Source organism: Polymorphobacter sp. PAMC 29334, from assembly GCF_019431245.1.
GTDB classification, from domain to species: domain Bacteria; phylum Pseudomonadota; class Alphaproteobacteria; order Sphingomonadales; family Sphingomonadaceae; genus Polymorphobacter_B; species Polymorphobacter_B megasporae.
The window spans coordinates 544,683-561,752 of sequence record NZ_CP080243.1 but is presented as its reverse complement, the minus strand read 5'-3'; the positions used below and the strand labels follow the sequence as shown (position 1 = coordinate 561,752).

Annotated in this window: 19 protein-coding genes; 2 read left to right on the top strand and 17 right to left on the bottom strand. The window is 63.7% G+C overall.

Translation table 11 applies throughout. From position 1 onward, the window contains the following. Positions 1 to 5: 5 nt before the first annotated feature. From sdhA to KZX46_RS06500, 11 genes are all read right to left on the bottom strand, one after another. A complete protein-coding gene (gene sdhA / locus KZX46_RS06550) occupies positions 6 to 1,799 on the bottom strand; it encodes a succinate dehydrogenase flavoprotein subunit (protein ID WP_216710056.1) in 1,794 nt (597 codons plus the stop codon). Then, positions 1,796 to 2,227, bottom strand: a complete 432-nt coding sequence (gene sdhD, locus KZX46_RS06545) for a succinate dehydrogenase, hydrophobic membrane anchor protein (RefSeq protein WP_216710055.1) — start codon at positions 2,225 to 2,227, stop codon at positions 1,796 to 1,798. Before sdhD ends, sdhA begins: the two co-directional genes overlap by 4 nt. Then, the gene (gene sdhC / locus KZX46_RS06540; protein ID WP_216710054.1) at positions 2,228 to 2,608 is read right to left on the bottom strand and encodes a succinate dehydrogenase, cytochrome b556 subunit; all 381 of its coding nucleotides are present in this window, start codon (positions 2,606 to 2,608) and stop codon (positions 2,228 to 2,230) included. A gap of 31 nt (positions 2,609 to 2,639) precedes the next feature. Next, the gene (locus KZX46_RS06535) at positions 2,640 to 2,951 is read right to left on the bottom strand and encodes a multidrug efflux SMR transporter (protein WP_216710099.1); all 312 of its coding nucleotides are present in this window, start codon (positions 2,949 to 2,951) and stop codon (positions 2,640 to 2,642) included. Between the two features lie 53 nt (positions 2,952 to 3,004). Further along, positions 3,005 to 3,967 (bottom strand): GTP-binding protein, encoded by a 963-nt coding sequence (locus KZX46_RS06530; RefSeq protein ID WP_216710053.1) that lies wholly within the window; start codon positions 3,965 to 3,967, stop codon positions 3,005 to 3,007. A gap of 3 nt (positions 3,968 to 3,970) precedes the next feature. Continuing rightward, positions 3,971 to 4,282 (bottom strand): hypothetical protein, encoded by a 312-nt coding sequence (locus KZX46_RS06525; RefSeq protein WP_216710052.1) that lies wholly within the window; start codon positions 4,280 to 4,282, stop codon positions 3,971 to 3,973. 1 nt (position 4,283) lies between these two features. Then, positions 4,284 to 5,162: a polysaccharide deacetylase gene (locus KZX46_RS06520; RefSeq protein ID WP_216710051.1), complete on the bottom strand. Its 879-nt coding sequence runs from the start codon at positions 5,160 to 5,162 to the stop codon at positions 4,284 to 4,286. Between the two features lie 10 nt (positions 5,163 to 5,172). Continuing rightward, entirely contained in the window at positions 5,173 to 6,525 is a 1,353-nt protein-coding gene (locus KZX46_RS06515) for an amidase family protein (RefSeq protein ID WP_219775959.1), read from the bottom strand. Between the two features lie 568 nt (positions 6,526 to 7,093). Then, entirely contained in the window at positions 7,094 to 8,065 is a 972-nt protein-coding gene (locus KZX46_RS06510) for a magnesium and cobalt transport protein CorA (protein ID WP_219775958.1), read from the bottom strand. 186 nt (positions 8,066 to 8,251) lie between these two features. Further along, positions 8,252 to 9,034, bottom strand: coding sequence for an SDR family NAD(P)-dependent oxidoreductase (locus KZX46_RS06505; RefSeq protein ID WP_216710048.1), 783 nt, complete (start codon positions 9,032 to 9,034; stop codon positions 8,252 to 8,254). Between the two features lie 2 nt (positions 9,035 to 9,036). Then, complete coding sequence (locus KZX46_RS06500) at positions 9,037 to 9,495, bottom strand: ester cyclase (protein ID WP_216710047.1); 459 nt, start codon at positions 9,493 to 9,495, stop codon at positions 9,037 to 9,039. A 1,039-nt stretch (positions 9,496 to 10,534) separates the two neighbouring features. Here KZX46_RS06500 and KZX46_RS06495 point away from each other — a divergent pair. Further along, entirely contained in the window at positions 10,535 to 11,218 is a 684-nt protein-coding gene (locus tag KZX46_RS06495; protein WP_219775957.1) for a MarC family protein, read from the top strand. 180 nt (positions 11,219 to 11,398) lie between these two features. Here the strand turns inward: KZX46_RS06495 and KZX46_RS06490 are convergent, their stop codons facing one another. Continuing rightward, the gene (locus tag KZX46_RS06490; RefSeq protein ID WP_219775956.1) at positions 11,399 to 11,935 is read right to left on the bottom strand and encodes a YkgB family protein; all 537 of its coding nucleotides are present in this window, start codon (positions 11,933 to 11,935) and stop codon (positions 11,399 to 11,401) included. Positions 11,936 to 12,511: 576 nt separating this feature from the next. On the opposite strand from KZX46_RS06490, the gene KZX46_RS06485 reads away from it, so the two are divergent. Continuing rightward, positions 12,512 to 13,774, top strand: coding sequence for a bifunctional alpha/beta hydrolase/OsmC family protein (locus tag KZX46_RS06485; RefSeq protein ID WP_219775955.1), 1,263 nt, complete (start codon positions 12,512 to 12,514; stop codon positions 13,772 to 13,774). Between the two features lie 802 nt (positions 13,775 to 14,576). Here the strand turns inward: KZX46_RS06485 and KZX46_RS06480 are convergent. The 5 genes from KZX46_RS06480 to KZX46_RS06460 all read right to left on the bottom strand — a co-directional run bounded on the left by KZX46_RS06480 (position 14,577) and on the right by KZX46_RS06460 (position 17,056). Further along, complete coding sequence (locus KZX46_RS06480) at positions 14,577 to 14,849, bottom strand: hypothetical protein (RefSeq protein ID WP_219775954.1); 273 nt, start codon at positions 14,847 to 14,849, stop codon at positions 14,577 to 14,579. Beyond that, positions 14,843 to 14,995, bottom strand: coding sequence for a hypothetical protein (locus tag KZX46_RS06475; protein ID WP_216710041.1), 153 nt, complete (start codon positions 14,993 to 14,995; stop codon positions 14,843 to 14,845). Before KZX46_RS06475 ends, KZX46_RS06480 begins: the two co-directional genes overlap by 7 nt. Before the next feature lie 76 nt (positions 14,996 to 15,071). Continuing rightward, positions 15,072 to 15,530, bottom strand: a complete 459-nt coding sequence (locus KZX46_RS06470) for an ester cyclase (RefSeq protein WP_216710040.1) — start codon at positions 15,528 to 15,530, stop codon at positions 15,072 to 15,074. Between the two features lie 97 nt (positions 15,531 to 15,627). Further along, positions 15,628 to 16,530 carry a Crp/Fnr family transcriptional regulator gene (locus tag KZX46_RS06465; RefSeq protein WP_219775953.1) on the bottom strand — a complete coding sequence of 301 codons (903 nt, stop codon included), beginning with the start codon at positions 16,528 to 16,530 and terminating at the stop codon, positions 15,628 to 15,630. Then, complete coding sequence (locus KZX46_RS06460; RefSeq protein WP_219775952.1) at positions 16,523 to 17,056, bottom strand: DUF417 family protein; 534 nt, start codon at positions 17,054 to 17,056, stop codon at positions 16,523 to 16,525. Before KZX46_RS06460 ends, KZX46_RS06465 begins: the two co-directional genes overlap by 8 nt. Positions 17,057 to 17,070: the final 14 nt, after the last annotated feature.

Here is a 17,070-nt window from a genome sequence, read left to right as displayed (position 1 = left end):
CAGAATCAGATGATCCGTTTACCGGGCGGTATGCTGGACGTGTCGTCCGACCATGGCTTCAGGCGGACCGGCCGATAGTCGACCGCGACTTCGCCCGTGCCGTCCCGCCATGCGACCGTGTGCTTGAGCCAATTCTTGTCGTCGCGATCGGCATGGTCGTCGCGGATGTGTGCGCCTCGGGACTCGGTGCGGGTCAGCGCGCTTTCGATGATGACGTCGGCCTGGTCGGCGAGGTTGTGAGCCTCAAGCGCGGCTACGAGCGCCACGTTCCACTGCAGGCTTCGTCCATCGAACGACATTCCCGCAAGCGCGGGCCTCAATGCCCGGAGTCGGTCTTTGCCCTCCTGCATCGCCTCCTGCGTACGGAAGACGCCGAAGCTCTCCTGCATCACTTTCTGAATGCCGCGGCGGGCCCGCCCCGGAGTGCAGCCCCCCGACTTGAATCTGATCCCGTCGAACCGGTCCATGATCCTTTCCTCGGAGACCTTGGGTGTCTCCGCGACGAACCGGCCTCGATCCACTGTGCGAACCGCCTGCTCAGCGGCCGCACGGCCGAAGACGATGAGGTCGAGCAGGCTGTTGGTGCCCAGCCGGTTTGCGCCGTGGACCGAGACGCACGCCGCCTCCCCGATCGCCATCAGGCCCGGCACCGTTCGATCGGCGTCGTTGCCCGCCGGATTGATTGCCTCGCCGTGGAGGTTGGTCGGGATGCCGCCCATGCAGTAATGTACAGTCGGCACCACCGGGATCGGCTCCTTCGTGGCGTCGAGGCCGGCGAAGATGCGCACTGTCTCGATGATACCCGGCAGCCGCTCGAGCAGCTTTGCCCGCTCGATGTCTTCGAGGTGGAGCAGGATGTGATCCTTGCCCTCGCCGCATCCCCGTCCCTCGCGGATTTCGATGCCCTCGGCATGACTGGTGATATCGCGGCTGGCGAGGTCCTTCTCGCGCGGCGCGTATTTCGCCATGAACCGTTCGCCGTCGGCGTTCGTCAGATACCCGCCTTCGCCGCGTGCGCCCTCGGTTATCAGCGACCCGACGCCATATAGACCGGTGGGGTGGAACTGGATGAACTCCATGTCCTGCAGCGGCAATCCAGCCCGCAACGCCATCGCGTTGCCGTCGCCAGTGCAAGTGTGAGCAGACGTGCAAGCCTCGTAGACACGGCCGAACCCGCCGGTCGCGACCACAGTGCGATGCGATCGGAAACGATGGATCGACCCGTCTTCGAGGCACCAGGCGAGCAGTCCGTGGCAAGTTCCGTCCTCGCCCATCAGAAAATCGAGCGCGAAGTACTCGACGAAGAACTGCGCCTTGTGCTTCAGACACTGCGTATAGAGCGTGTGCAAGATGGCGTGGCCGGTGCGGTCGGCTGCGGCGCAGGATCGCTGCGCCAACTCGCCTTGGGCGAAGTGCGTGGTGTGGCCGCCGAAGCGGCGCTGGTAGATGCGCCCGTCCTCCGTACGACTGAACGGCACGCCGAGATGCTCGAGTTCGACCACTGCGGCGATCGCCTGCCGGCACATGAACTCGGCAGCATCTTGATCCGTCAGCCAGACGCCGCCCGCGACGGTGTCGTACATATGCCAGCGCCAGTCATCCTCGCCCATGTTCCCGAGCGCCGCGCTGATGCCGCCCTGCGCGGCGACGGTGTGGCTCCGGGTCGGGAACACCTTGCTGATGCAGGCGGTGGTGAGCCCACCCGCGACCATCCCCAACGTCGCGCGCAGCCCCGCGCCGCCGGCGCCGAGGACGACGACGTCGAATTCGTGGTCGATGATGTCATAAGCTGGGGTCACGACCCTCCTCCACCCGTGAAGACCTTCAAGATAGCGAGGACACCAGCGAGACCCAGGGCGAGCGCCAGCGCGAGAAGACCGATCTCGGCGAGGAACCTGTCCATGCGGCCATGCACGTAGTCCGCCATTATGGACCGCAGCCCGACCAGCGCGTGGAGCAGCATTGCTACGACGAATAGTAACATCACGAAGGCGTTGAACGGCCGTGTGAGCCAGCCAGCGGCGATGTCGTGCGGCGCTGCCGCCATGTGAAGAACCGAGGCGACAAAATACAACCCCAGCGGAATCAACGCCAGGGCGGTCAGTCGCTGCAGCCGCCATTCCGCCAGCCCGGTACCGGCGCTTCCCAAGCCGGCGACGCGGCGACGCCGAGAGTCGTCCCGCAAGGCGGTCGCACCCGCCGCAGCGTCATTGTCGCCCGCGCCCATCTAACCGGCAATCACGAAGAGCCAGGAGGCTGCGGTCAGCAGACCGGTCGCCGCCAGAACGGCGTATCCGCTCCGATACGCCGTCCGTAGCTCGAAGCCGAAGCCCGCATCCCAGGCGAGATGCCTGACGCCGTTGGTCAAATGGTAGAAGAACGCAACGGACCAGGCCGCCAGCGCGAGAGTTCCCATCGGGGACGCGATAGCCGTCCGCGTCGCGCGGTATGTCTCACCCCCCGCCCCGATTGCGACCAGCCACCAGACGACCAGGACGGACCCGACCGACAGGACGATGCCCGATGCCCGATGCGCGATCGAGAGCACCGACGTCAGCTGCGGCCTATACCATGTCAGGTGCGGGGAGAGCGGTCGTTCGATCGGCATAGTGAATGGCTTTCGTTGCTGAGCGCGACGATCAGGCGAACTTCAAGGCGATGGTGGCCGCGACGATGACGAGGATCAGTCCGATGCGGATCATGCCTGCAGGCTCCCCGAACCAGATCATCCCGGCAACGACGGTTCCGATCGCACCCGTCCCGGTCCAGATCGCATACGCCGTCCCGAGCGGAATCGAGCGGATCGCGAGCTGCAGAAAAAACAGGCTGCACAACAGGCACGCGAAGAACCCAATCGTTGGAACCAAGTGCCGAAAGTTCTCACTCAGCCGAAACGTGGTCGTGAACGCGACCTCGAAGGCGCTGGCGAATAGAAGGAACACCCAGTTCATGAAGCGCACAGTGTAGGCGGGTCCTCGCGCGGGTGCGGCTAAACCAGTATAGATTAGTCGGTACCGATTGAGCGAAGCAGCCCGAAAGAGCGCATCGAACGCTCGATCGACGTGGGGTCGAGGCCGCGGACGATGAACACCAGCTTCGATCGCCGGTCCATATCCGGCCACGCAGCCAAGTGGGTTGGAACGTGAACCAGCTGCTGCACGCCATGAACCGCGACGGGGCCCACGGCACCCTCGATGTTGAGCAGCCCCTTCACTCGCAGGATGCGGTCGCCGTGGCAGTGGAGCAGCATCGTCAGCCACAACCCGAACAGCGTCCAGTCGAGCGGATGGTCGATGATCAGCGACAGTGAGGCGGCTTGACCATGATGTCCTACCGGGCGGTCGATCGTGGCACATAGAGGACGCCCGTCGGCGAGCAGCGTTTCGGCGTCGAGCTCGTCCGTGGCGGCGACTACAAGTGCTGCATCAGGGTTGATCGCGCGCAGTTCGGCAATGAGTGCCGGAAGGCTTGCCGGCTCGGCGATATCGGTCTTGGTGATCACGAGCCGATCGGCCACGGCAACCTGCACCAAGTTCTCGGGCTGTCGCATCAGCGTGTCGCGTCCGGCAACCGCGTCGACCGTTGTGATCACCGCACCCATCCGAAAATGATGGCGAAGTACCGGGTCGGCGGCGATCGTAGTCATCACCGGCAGCGGGTCGGCCAGCCCGGTCGACTCGATCACCAGTCGCCGAAACGAGGGAACCTCGCCACGGTCGCGGCGCGAATGCAGCGTCCTAATCGCCTGGGACAGCTCTCCTCGGACCGTGCAACACACGCATCCGGACCGGAGCAGCACGACCGTCTCGTCGATGCGCTCCAATAGATGGTGGTCTAGCCCGACCTCGCCGAACTCGTTTATCAGGACCGCGGTGTCGGTAAGCGCTGGATGCCGGAGCAACCGGCCTAGAAGGCTCGTTTTGCCCGAGCCCAGAAACCCGGTCAGCAGGATCACCGGTGTCTTCATGCGTCAAGCAGCGTCGAATGCGTTGGCGAGAGGATCGGCGGGATGCCCGAGCAGCGTCTCCACCACGATCCACAGATGGCCTAACGTATCGACGATCTCGGTCCGTCCTGTGCGGGTCGACAGCAGAAACGCCGCGCCGTTCCAATCGGCGAGCTCGAGTCCGAATGGGCCGAGAATCCGCCGAGCGTGCGCGATCCGCCGCGCTCGTTCGCGACGGCGTTCGACAGGACCCGTGTTGCGGGTGAACGTCCCCGGCCGGTCATGGGCATCCGCCCAATGCTCCGCTCCGCCCAGCACCCCACACAGCGAACACATATTATCTGCGCGGCGAGCGGCGAGCGAAGTCGTCGGCTATCTCATCCATCGTCACGAAGTGCACGCCCGGCCGTGCCGTCATATACTCGTAAAGCCGTTCCAACATCAGCAGTACGTGCGGCCGCCCCGAGACGTCGGGATGGATCGTCATCGGGAACACCGCATAGTCGTATTCGCGATAGACCCAGTCGAACTGGTCGCGCCACATCTGCTCAATGTCGCGAGGATTGACGAAGCCGTGGCTATTCGGCGCTTTTTTTATGAACAGCATCGGCGGCAGGTCGTCCAGACACCAGTTGGCCGGAATTTCGATCAACTCGGTTTCGTGGCCCCGAACAAGCGGCTTCATCCAGTCGGACGGCTGCTTCGAATAGTCGATCTTGGTCCACGTATCGCCGACACGGACGTAATACGGCTGATAGTCGTTGTGCATCAGAGAGTGGTCGTACTTGATCCCACGTTCGAGAAGCAGCTCGTTGGTGACGGTCGAGAACTCCCACCAAGGCGCTGCATAACCGGTGGGCCGCTTACCCGACAACGCCGTGACCAAGTCGATCGACCGATCGAGCACCGCCACCTCCTGCTCACGGGTCATCGCGATCGGATTTTCGTGACTGTAGCCGTGGATACCGATCTCGTGGCCGGCGTCCGCGACCGCCTTCATCTGCTCGGGAAAGGTTTCGATCGAGTGGCCGGGAATGAACCATGTCGTCCTGATCCCCCAACGGTTGAACATCTTCAGGAGACGCAGGCTGCCGACTTCGCCGGCGAACAGACCGCGGGAGATGTCGTCCGGCGAGTCCTCGCCGCCATACGAGCCGAGCCAACCGGCAACTGCATCGACATCGACGCCGAAGCTACACAGGATTTCCTTGGTCATAATCGGGTCCTCAATGATTGAGAGCGGGTCGTATCAATGGCTCGGCGGCAAGCGCGGCGGCGAGCAGGTGATTGTCGCGCCCGGGGCCGCTCGACAGCATGAGCGCGGTCGGGAGCCCTCGCTGGTCGCTGCCGCTCGGGATCGACACACTGCACCAGTCGAGGAAATTGCCCAGGGCCGTGTTGCGCATCGTCCGCATGTTGGTGGCGGCGAATAGAGCGTCGTCGGTCTCGAGCGGAACGAGCAGCGGTGCGACGTGCGGAACGGTGGGGAACGCAAGCAGCGTGCCTCCATCAAACAACGCCTCAAGTTCCGCAGTCAAGCACAGCCGCGCCGCGCGTATCGCCGCCTCGGCCTCCGCATCGATATCCGCGCCACGGATCATACGCGCGAACACCTGCCGGTCGATGCACGCCGCGTCTGTCGCTAACCGGTGCGCATGCAGGCGGTACGCCTCGAGCGTGACGAGCGTGCCATACCGTTCGTTGAGCGCAAGCACCGCGTCGAGGGTCGGAATGGCACGATGCTCGACCTTCGCACCGGCATCGGCGAGACGGACGAGCGCGGCTTCGGCGTTCATCCGAACTGCGGTCTCGGTGCCATCCCATACCGCGTTGGACGGCACGACGATGTGAACCCCTTGGATCGTTCCACGGCGCAGTTCGGGGGCGCGGATCCCTCGCGCGGCGGCGTCGACGACGATGGCGTCCGAGAGCGTGCCGCAGATCACGCCCGCTGTATCGAGCGTCTCCGACAGCGGGAAGCAGCCATCGAGTGGCCAACGCTGACTCGATGGCTTGAAGCCGACGACCCCGTTGAAAGCCGCCGGCACACGTATCGACCCGCTCGTGTCGGTGCCGACCGCGATTGGCACCAGCCCTCGCGCGACTGCGGTGCCGCAGCCCGACGAAGAGCCGCCAGGGACACGCGGCTCGTCGGACCAGGGATTTCGGGGCGTTCCGAAGTGCGGGTTCAACCCGAGCACCGAGAACGCGAACTCCGTGAGATTGAGCTTGCCGACCGTCACTGCACCAGCCTGCGCGAGGCGATGCACAAGCAGCGCGTCCTCCTCGGACGGCGTGTTCCCGAGGGTGTGGGATCCGGCCCGCGTCACCTCGCCCTTGAGATCAAACAGATCCTTCCAGGCGATGGGAACGCCGTCCAACAGTCCGATATCGTGGCCATCTTGATAACGCGTTGCCGATGCAGCCGCCTCGTCGGCGGCACGACGCGCCGTCGTCAGGACGAAGATCGCTTCGTCAGGGGCGCTCGCGATGCCTTCCAGAACCCGGCCCGCGATATCGCGGGGGTCGTCTGATCCGGCGGTGAACCGCGCGATCTGCCGTGCGATGTCGACTTCCATCACGGATGTTCCGATCGGCTGCCGCCGGCGACCGCAAGACTGCTCTCGATGCCACGAAGCAGGCCGACCGACATCAAGCCGACCACGTTACTGTCTGTTTTGACGTCGACGACATGCTCGACCGACTTCCCGGCGCCGTCCCATCCACGAGAATGATCATCAGACTCTCGCAAAGCACCAGAGCGGCGCGGCCTTCAGGGTTGGAATGGGAGTGCATTCGCCCTTTTTAGGGGTCCCCATCAAATGAGCAGCGAAACCAGTTTAGTTTTTCCAATCGTCCGAGGTGGCTACGACCGACGCGTCCGACCGATGTGGACCTACCGGAACATCGCCGGACAATGTCCGAACCAATCGGGTCGGACGCGGACAAAATCCTCGCCGTTCGCCAGAGGAACGATGCACTGATCATCTTGTTCGGGGGCGTTCCGCGATGGCAGACGCGGTGCCGGAGCCGTCGCAACGGCGGCGGCGCGCGATGACGCATGTCGACCATCGCCGAATTCCTGAAATCCACTCCGAACGGTGGGTTCGCTGACGTCGAGATGGCCGCGAACGACGATCGCAACCTTTAGAGCCACGTCGCGCGCTTGAAACGTAAATACAGGGTGCCGCAGGCAACCGCCATGCCCGCAAGGACCACGAAGTAGCCGTAGTGCGTCTTCAACTCCGGCATGTAAACGAAATTCATCCCGTAGATACCAGCAACCGCCGTTGGAACGGCCAGTATGGCTGCCCAGGCAGCGAGTTTCCGCGTGATGTCGCCCGTCCGCTGCTGTTCCAGCAGGCTGCTGATCTCGAACACCGAAGTAAGGACCTCCCGTAGGCCGTCGACGGTCGCCAGGATGTGTCCGATGTGATCCAAGACATCGCGGAAGTAGGGGCGCACGGTCGGGTCGAGACAAGGCAAGTCGAGACTGACGAGTTTGCTCGCGATCTCGCCCATCGACCGCAGGACGCGGCTTAGGCGCGTGAGGTCGTGCCGCATGTCGAAGATGCGCAGCACATCGCGACGCTCGAGGAAACTGTCGAGCGTCCGCCGCTCCATCGCAATCACCTCCTCTTCCAGCATTTCGACCAGAGGCAGGTAGTCATCGACGATCGAGTCGAGAATCGCGTGGACGACATAGTGGACACCGTGGACTAGGAGAGAAGGTGCCGCCTCCAGGTGATCACGAACTCCCACCTGATCCTCGGTCAGTGCTCCGAGACGAACAGTTATGACATGACTGTGGCCGACGAATACCGCCGTCTCGCTGAAGTAGACCCGCCTGTCGTTAAGACCGGCGGCACAAGCGATGACGAACAGCTGATCGCCGTATACGTTTAGTTTCGGTGACTGGTGCGCTTTCAGGGCGTCGGCGACTGAAAGCGGATGGAGCCCGTAGCGAGCCGCAAGCGTCTGCATCTCCTGCGGGCTAGGGTCGGCGACGTCGATCCAGACAAAGCTGGAGCGATCGTCGGGGTAGTCGATCGTCTCGTCCAGCATGACCGAGCGCCCACGCGCGCCTCCTTGATACAGGCCCGCTGAAACGATCGCCACTCGGGAAACTCCTTGCCGGACATGCCGACGAACGAAATCGCGCGACACCTCTTCGTGCGCTCGATGCCATGCAGCCGACTGTCGGATTTTGGGCCGCCGCCGACGCAGCGGTCCTCCAGTCCGAAGATATCCGGCTGACAGCCAAACACTGCTTTCTTCATGACCGCGCCACGCCGCATGTGTGCCTCAGGCGTGGACGGCGCCTCGATCGACCTGAATGGACTGCCCGGTGATGCTCGCCGACAGATCGCTTGCCAGGAACAGAAAGGCGCCAGTTACGTCGGCCGGCTCGATGAACCCCGGCAGCGACTGTTGCGCAGTAATGCCGTCGAGGATCGAGTCCCTTGTCTGCCCGGTGGCCTCGACGAGGTGATCGAGCGAACGCAGCGCCGCCTCCGTGCGGACCCACCCGGGCGCCACCGCATTGACGCGAATGCCGCGCGGACCGAGTTCCTTGGCCCAGGTCCGCACAAGGCCGAGCGTAGCGTGCTTGGACGCGGCGTAGGCTGAGAACCCCGGCTCGGCGGTTCGCGACCAGATCGACGCGGTGCAGATTATCGACGCGCCGCGTGGCATGCGAGGCAGCAAAGCCTGCGTGATCGACCAGGTGCCGACAATATTTATCCGACTGATCCGCTCGACGAGTGCCAGGGTTTCGGGCGACGGGTCGGCGATCCAGGTGAGGCCCTCGAGCCCGGCGTTGTTGACCAGGATGTCGGGCGCCGGGACCTCGATCGCGAACCTCTCGACCGCGGCGCGGTCGGTGATGTCGCAACGATGACCGGTGACCCGCCCGCCCGTGGGTGACCGCATCCGGAGGGCCGCCTGGTCCACATCGTCGCTTTCAGCGACGATGTGGACCTTCGCTCCGGCGTCGGCGAAAGCCTTCGCAATCGCGTAGCCGATGCCCCGGCTTGCACCCGTGACAACGGCGGTCCGTCCCGACAGGTCGATGATCGGGATGGCCATGCTCAGCCCACCTTCGTCAAGACGCCGGCGATATCCGAGTTGCCGAGCGGCAGCACGCCGAGCTGGAAGAACAGCCCAAGCGTGTCTTCGTGATAGACGTACTCGACGACCTTGCCGGCTCTGAACCGGAATATCTCGGCACCGTAGATGTCGACGGCGCGCCCCGTGCCGGGTATTCCGTAAAAGTCGCCCGTGTGGGTGCCCTGCAGCCGGAAGCGACTCGCGACCTGGTCCCCTTCAGCGATCAGCTCGACGACGTCCTCACGGATATCGGGAAAGGCCGTGCGCCAGAAACGGACAAGCGTCTTGAACCCCTCACGCCCGGTCGGCCATCCGGGCAGGAAATGGCCATGCTTCACGTCGGATGCGAAGATCTCGTCCACGCTGTCCATATCGCCTTGGTTCCAACAGCTGGCGTAGATCCGCTTAACAGTGGCCTTATCGCGGTCTTGATCGGTCATCGAGGCTCTCCCGGGTTGAGGTTGCAGGACATGTTTCGAGGGAACCGGGTAACGGACGGGTGCCTCCGCCCAACCGAGGCCGCCCTGCGAAGTTCTCCATCATCGACTCTCGCGTTATGCGGGCAATTCGCAACGGCGTTAGCGTGCCGATCGAATGGTCCATCGACCGCCCCAGACAGGGTTGCGACGCACTTAGATCTCCCGGCAGCAGGAAGGTCTTGATCTGCCATCTGCCATCTGCCGTCGGGCAGGTCGCGATAGCGGATCGCCATCCCTTCCTTGACGGCGAACACCGAGCCGGGTGCATCGCCTTCGCTCGCCACGTCGATATCCGCTGCGAAGCATTCCTCGCCGGTCGTAAGCGTTTCCAGAAAATCCCGGTCGGATCGCGACAGCTTAGTGGAGTTCGACAGCTTGCGAGCCAGCGGATTGACAGCATCGTGCCGCGGCCACCCTCCATCGACTGCCCACAAGGCCGAAGACTGGCCACGAAGTCCTCCCTCGGCGAGTTCTAACGCCATTTGCGAAGTTGTTCCACCTGCCACGAAGCAACTAGACCGGTCCACCAGCGTTAAAACGCCATCCTGCTCGTCTTCTGTTCGACGCTCGTTTAAATATCCTACTACCGGGCGAGAACCCTTCTAAAACTGTGTGACGGGTGATTACAGCGCAGGAAACGCCAATTAGTGCTGCAAAAGGTGCGTTTCAGACGAGACTGCTGTCGTCTGCCTGAAGGAAATTCGTTGCCCACCGGGCATGGGATCCGTATCAGCGGGCTGCAGTGTCGGCAGGGACGCCACCTTGGCTGCCCTGAAGGTTGCGGACATCGGCGGATCTGGTCCGGAGCGCCGAACGCCGTGGCAAGCCCCAAATTTGTCGCCGTAAGATGTCCGACATCGGATGACCGGGGACGGACCTGCTTGACGATGGCGTCTCGGTCGACCCTGGGACTATGTCCGGCGAATGCAGGAAGCTGGCACCGAGGCTGACGAAGCATGACTGATTACGAACCTCGCGATGAGCTGAAGGCTCAGAGCCGATGAACGCAGATCCTCTGCCTTTGACCAGTTGGATCGGTGCCTTCCTCCTGGCCTTTCCCGCGTTGTTCTCGATCGTTAATCCGTTGGGCTCGGCGCTCATCTTTAACGACGTGACTGCGGACCGGTCGCAAGCCGAGCGGCATCATCTCGCCACCCGGATCGCGCTCTACTCGGCAGCCGTCCTGCTCGGGTCTCTGTGGCTCGGGGGCTACCTCCTCGCTTTCTTCGGCGTAAGCCTCGGAGCGTTGCGGATCGCGGGCGGCCTCGTCGTCGCCGTCCGGGCCTGGGAACTGCTCATGCAGCCTCAGGAGCACGAAATACGCAAGGCCGATGCCGCCGCGAGCGCGCAGGACTGCTTGGACGATGTCGCCTTTTTTCCGCTGACGATGCCGTTCACCACCGGACCGGGCTCGATCGCGGTGGCGATCGCACTGTCTTCACAACGGCCTGCCGAAGGGGTCGGCACTCTCTCCTTCTTCGGCGGGGTGAGCGCGGCGGCACTGTGCATCGCCGCCCTGATATGGCTCTGTTACCGCTGGTCGGACCGCGTGGGGCGGATCCTCGGCCCCAGCGGTGCAAGGGTCGTCTCCCGTCTCGTCGCCTTCCTGCTGCTCAGCGTCGGGGTGCAGATCATCGTCACGGGCGTGGAGAGCCTCGTTCCAATCATGATGAGAGTCACGTGATCCCCGACCCGGTACGGGATCATGATGTCGCAACGCACGCGAACAGTGCAGACCCTCGGACGACTCGCGGATCATCCCCTTCTCCGCCGCACGCGTCTTTGAGACGAGTCAAGCAGGGACGCATCGGGTATTCGGACCGCACGCCCCCGGGGGGGGCAAGGGCGCGCGGTCCGGCGGTTGTCAGCGCAGGCGCTGACGACTGCTAGCTTCCACCAAAGAACGGCCGGCCAACCAGAGGCAAGCCGCGAAGAGCACGATGTCCTTAACGAGGAACGACCCCGGTGCCGTGGACAGGTTCAGCGTGCCCTCATGGCCCGCCGCGATCACGCCGGGGGTGGTGAACATGCAACTTAAGGTGAGGATGAAGGACCAGGCACCCATCGCCCCGCCTAGAACCGAGGCACGGGGGTCGACGAAACGGGCTGCGATCAGCAGGCCCGTGACGATCTCGAATACGCCCAGGAACCTGGCACCGCCCTGTACGCCGAATAGCGCGTAGAGCCACGAGATCAGCGGATTATTGGAGATTATCGGTTCGAGCCCCGCCGCTTCGAAGGGTGTGAACTTCATGCCGCCGAACCAGAGGAAGATGATCGTAAGAGCGATCGTGATCGTCCAGCCTCCGGCCCTTTCGATCGTGGCACCGAGGCCGATGACGGCCCTCTCACTTCCGGGATCGGTCTGGGTGGCGGGTGCACCGTATTTGGTCGTGTCCATGGCGTGTTCCTCTGTGCTGCATGGTGCGAGGGCTCGACGCGGCGTTGATGCCCGACGACGGGACGGCGCCGCTCGAAACCAGGTCCGGACCTTCGTTCGGCGGGGAAAACTGCGGTAGGCCGCCGCGCCGGCGGTTCGTGCCGATCGCCGTAACGAACGGAATCCGATCGGGCGGCCGGGGAACCAGGCGCGTAAAGTGCATGGCCGATTCGATCACCATCATGGACAAAACACCCGCGGGAATCGTGATCGAGGTCGTTTCGACCGCAACGGCAGACTTTCAGGGTCGAACATCCTGGTGCCTCAAGCATTCGCTGCAAGGACCTCGGCCTCTCGATCCAGTACTTCGGTATCATGGCGAGGATGGGCTTGATCACGCAAAGCGTGCCAGGCGAAATTACGAAGCAGGATAGGCTCGAAAATGCCCGCAAAGCGCTCGATCGACGTGGAATCAATGCTTTAATCCGGTGCCGAAGGATTTCCGACAGCCGCCGCCGCATGTAGGAATGGAGTCGCGCATGGATTGAAGGCGCGCCCACCGCCGGTGGGCGGACAGTAGCGGAGCGCGTTCAGACCGTGGCCAGCACCGAGTTCGCCTTTACGAACGACGCCGGCATCGCGCTTGCTGGGATCCTCGAAACCGGAAACGTGCCCGTCCGTGCATATGCCGTCTTCGCGCATTGCTTTACCTGCGACAAGACCTCGCTCGCGGCGGTTAAGGTGAGCCGCAGGCTGGCGCAGGACGGGATCGGCGTCCTGCGTTTCGACTTCACCGGTCTTGGCGAAAGCGAGGGTGAATTCGGACGCGGGTTGTCGGGCGACGTCAAAGACATCGTCTCCGCCGTCGCGGCTATGGCAGGCGCAGGGATGGCGCCTCAGCTTCTTATCGGTCACAGTTTCGGGGGAGCGGCGGTACTTGCGGCGGCTGGGGCGCTCGGGGACGTGAAGGCGGTCGCGGTCATCGGCGCTCCTTTCGACGCCGGGCACATCCTCACCCATCTCGGCGACGCCCTGATCGACGTCTCGGGCGACGACCGCATCCCCGTCTCCATAGGTGGAAGGGAGTTCCTCCTCGGCTCCGAGTTCGTCGACGACATCCGAGCGCAGCGTCAGCACAGCCGTATCGCCGAGCTCGGCCGAGCCCTGCTGATCCTGCACTCGCCGCTGGACGAGGTCGTCTCGATCACCAACGCTTCCGAAATCTTCCAGGCGGCGCGTCACCCGAAGAGCTTCGTCTCGCTCGATCACGCCGATCATCTGCTCCGACAGGGAAGGGACGCCGTCTACGCCGCAGAGGTAATCGGGGCGTGGTCGCGCCGCTATCTCGACATCGCGGTGACCCAACCGGTGCCCCCCGTTCGTGGTCTACGCGTCGAGGAAACCGGCATTGGCAAGTTCCAGGTGAAGGTCGTTAGTCGTTCCGGAAGTTTCCTCGTCGACGAGCCGACGAGCGTCGGAGGGCTGGCGTCGGGACCGTCACCCTACGACCTGATCGCGGCCGGTCTCGCGGCGTGCACGGCGATGACGTGCCGGATGTATGCGGATCGCAAAGGTTGGCCCCTGGAACGGACGATCGTCGAAGTGGGGCATACCGGCAGAACCGTCACGTCGCGAGAGACTTTCACACGCCGGCTCCGATTCGAGGGTCGCATCGACGCGGCGCAGGAAGAACTTCTGCTTGAAATTGCCGATCGCTGTCCCGTCCACCGGACGCTTACCGAGGGAGCGGTGGTGGAGACGGGTCGGATCGTTGGCGAGCGCGACGATGGAGCACCGGACATTCCCGACGATCACGCCCGGCAGGTCGCGGAGGCCTGCACCGATGCCGACGCTCAGTGAGAGCCCGACGACCCTGCCGTCCGCGGGCAGCGATGCCAAGCGGACGATGCTTGGGGCAGGTTCTCAATTCGTTCCACGCCTCTTTGAAGGTCCGCGGAGCCCCATCTCCATCCGTCCAGCGGCCTGGTGCTGGCCACGACCGGACGTCTGCGCGGCCAGCGGGCCCGGCACGGCGGCGGCCTCGGCTGTCGTTCGGCGACCTGCCCTCGGACCGCGTGATCGCGATCGTCTGTCGGCGGTCCCGTCCATCGTCGGCTGGTCAACGCCGTCCGGACCGGACGGCCCGAACGATTTTCAAGGGGTGTGCCGGCCGATTTGGTGAAAAGGAGATCAACTCATGGACGAGAGCACCAGCGAAGACATCGGCGGTGATCCGCCACGCACTCACCCGAAGGCGCCAGAGCCCTGGAAGCCGATGTCGCCGCAATCCAACCTGGAGGGCAGTCTCCAGCGGGAGGATGCCCGTCGCTGCGGTGACGACGAGTTTGACAGCCGCGTGAACATCATAGCGGGAGACAGGGTCCCGAAACACACCCCCGAAGCGGATCGCGCACGGGTGGCGCGCGAGCGCGGACGGCCACCGACCGTTCCCAGAGAACCAGACCGATGATCGTGTGCGGTTCGATCGTCCCGCCCGCGTGATCATGCAGCGCCGGCGTCGGCGGCGACGAGTCCGGGCTCGGCGGGTCCGTCCTGCAGCTCTCTGACCGCAGGGCGTAGACCCGAATAGGGCTGGCCCGGACACTCCTGCTTGATGATACTGTTCGTCTGCCTGACGTCACCCTATCAGGTGCCATGCCGGTCACCTGGCGGTGTCGTCCGGTACCGGTTTCCCAATACGTTCGCCCACCATCTTCTCTTGGGAAACGGAAACCATGGCCACGATCCCGATCATCAGCTGATCTCCGGCAGTGCGGCTGCGGCCGAGCACGGGACGTTCCTCGGCAGGATGGTCAAAACCTGCATCGTCACCCGTGATCACTGTCGATGCATGGCAGGCCTGTAGCGCCTCGGTGTCGGCCCTTGGCGGGTCTTCACCTTCAGCCCGGAGAACACGACTGATCAAACCTACCACGGGATGCCGCAACCTTTCGGCGCCTGATGCACGTCCGCGTCGGCGACGGCGACGGCGACGGCGACCGCGACCGCATAGCAGATTCCCCGGCTGCCGCCCGTGACGATGGCGGTCCTTCCGGACAGCTCGACGGATGGCTTGGACATGTCACTGGTTGCTTACGGCCCTATGCGGGCCGGATCGGGTTCGAAGAAAGGAGAAAGGCCGGTATAGCCCGACTGCCTACGCTGCTCTGGTCAGGACACCAGCTATGTCGGAGTTGCCAAGTGGAAGGACGCCGAGCTGGAAGAACAAGCCGAGCGTGTCCTCATGGTACACGTACTCGACGACCATGCCGTCTTTGAACCGGAAGATTTCCGCGCCGTATATGTCCACCGTGCGCCCGGTTCCGGGAATGCCGTAGAAGTCGCCCTGGTGGGTACCCTGCAACCGAAAACGACTGGCGACCTGATTGCCTTCGGAAAGAATCTCCACGACGTCTTCGCGGATGTCCGGAAAGGCGTTGCGCCAGAACTGCACGAGCGCCTTGAAACCCTCCCGACCCTTCGGCCAGCCCGGTAGGAAGTGACCGTGCTCGACGTCGACCGCGAAAATGTCGTCGATGCTCGCCATGTCGCCCATGTTCCAGCAGTTCGCGTAGATGCGTCGGACGGTCTCCTTTTGGCGATCCTGGTCGGTCATGCTGCTTCTCCTAAGCCGCGGATGCGGCCATTCTCGTTTGAAACCGTGCTTTTCCGCTCGCATCGACTGCTTACGTCGATTCGACGGCTAGCATTGCTTAACTGGTTTGCCTCGCCGACCGGGCGACCGGGGCACCCGGAGATGCGTGTCCGATGCTCGCGCGTGCAGCAGATGGCTCGCGTCTCTCGAGTTCGTCGCAATATCGAACCACGTCGGCGGTCGCACCGCGTAGTTGCAGATAGCTCTGATCGAAGCAGGCGATGCCTTGAAGACCCTGGACATCCAGAAGATGGACGACCCGTCGCTCCATCGAGATCAGACCGCGTAATCGATACTCCTTCAGGATGCGGTTCACGTGGACAGGAGTGATCCCGAGAGTGTCACCGAGTTGGGTCTGGGTCAGCGGGAACTGGAACCGCCCTCCTTCCGCGAGGCCGATCGCCGCGTTGCGCCAGAGCAGCTCGCAAAACAGATAGGCGATGCGTGCTCGGGCGTCGCGGCGCCCGAGCGAGACGATACGCTCGCGCAGCATCGCCTCCTCCTGCATCGAACTCCACCAGAGCGCTGCGGAGATACGCGGTCGGCGCGCATAGGTCTCCATCATGCCGTCCCGGGAGATCGGCGAGATCCGGACGGGGGTCAGGGTGCCGATCGAATGATCCATGGAACGCAGCAAGAACGCGTGTGAATCGCACAGATCCCCGGGAAGGAGGAACGTCATGATCTGCCGTCCTCCGTCGGGCAGCATGCGATAACGGATCGCCATGCCCTCCTTCATCATGAACACCGATCGCGGCACGTCGCCCTCGCCCGCGATGTCGACATGAGCCGGAAAGCATTCCTCCGGCCCCGCGAGTGCGTCTAGAACATCGTGGTCAGATTGCGTCAGCTGCGCGAACTGCGACAGCTTGCGGATCAGCGGGTTGGAGTCCTCCCGTCGGGGGGGGCTTGCGGGCAGAGTCCGCAAAGCGTCCGACCGCACTGCCAGTGCTTCAGTCATCGACCGGCTCCGCCGCCGGCTGCGGCCCGTAAACCCACGCGGGCGCGGGACGCCTACTGTCCGCGCCGCGCTGGGCCAGACTGATCGAGAGCATCAGCACCGACGTGGCCAATAGGACGATGTCCTTGAGGAGGAAAAGGCCGTCTGCCGACATCACCGGGGCGGCGTCGGGAGCGAACACGCCTGGAGTGGTCAGGAGGAAGCTAAGCGTAGTGAGGAAGGTCAGGCAGGACCCGGCAGCGCCGGCCAATGCGAACTTCGATCCAGCTCGCCAGAATCCGACCGCGAGCAGGGCGCCGAAGGTGAGTTCGGAGGCGCCGACCACCATACTGGCACCCTCGACGCCCAGAACGTTGAGCCATGAGGTTAACGGGCTGTTGCTCACAAGCGGCGCAATGCCTCTAGCTTCGATCGGCGAGAACTTCTGTAGGCCGAACACGATGAACACCGTGACGAGAGCGCTCCGCAACAGGTGCTCGGCGAAGCGCTTGAAGGGTGACGAGGGCACTACGACATTCGGCATCATGATCGTTCCTTCGT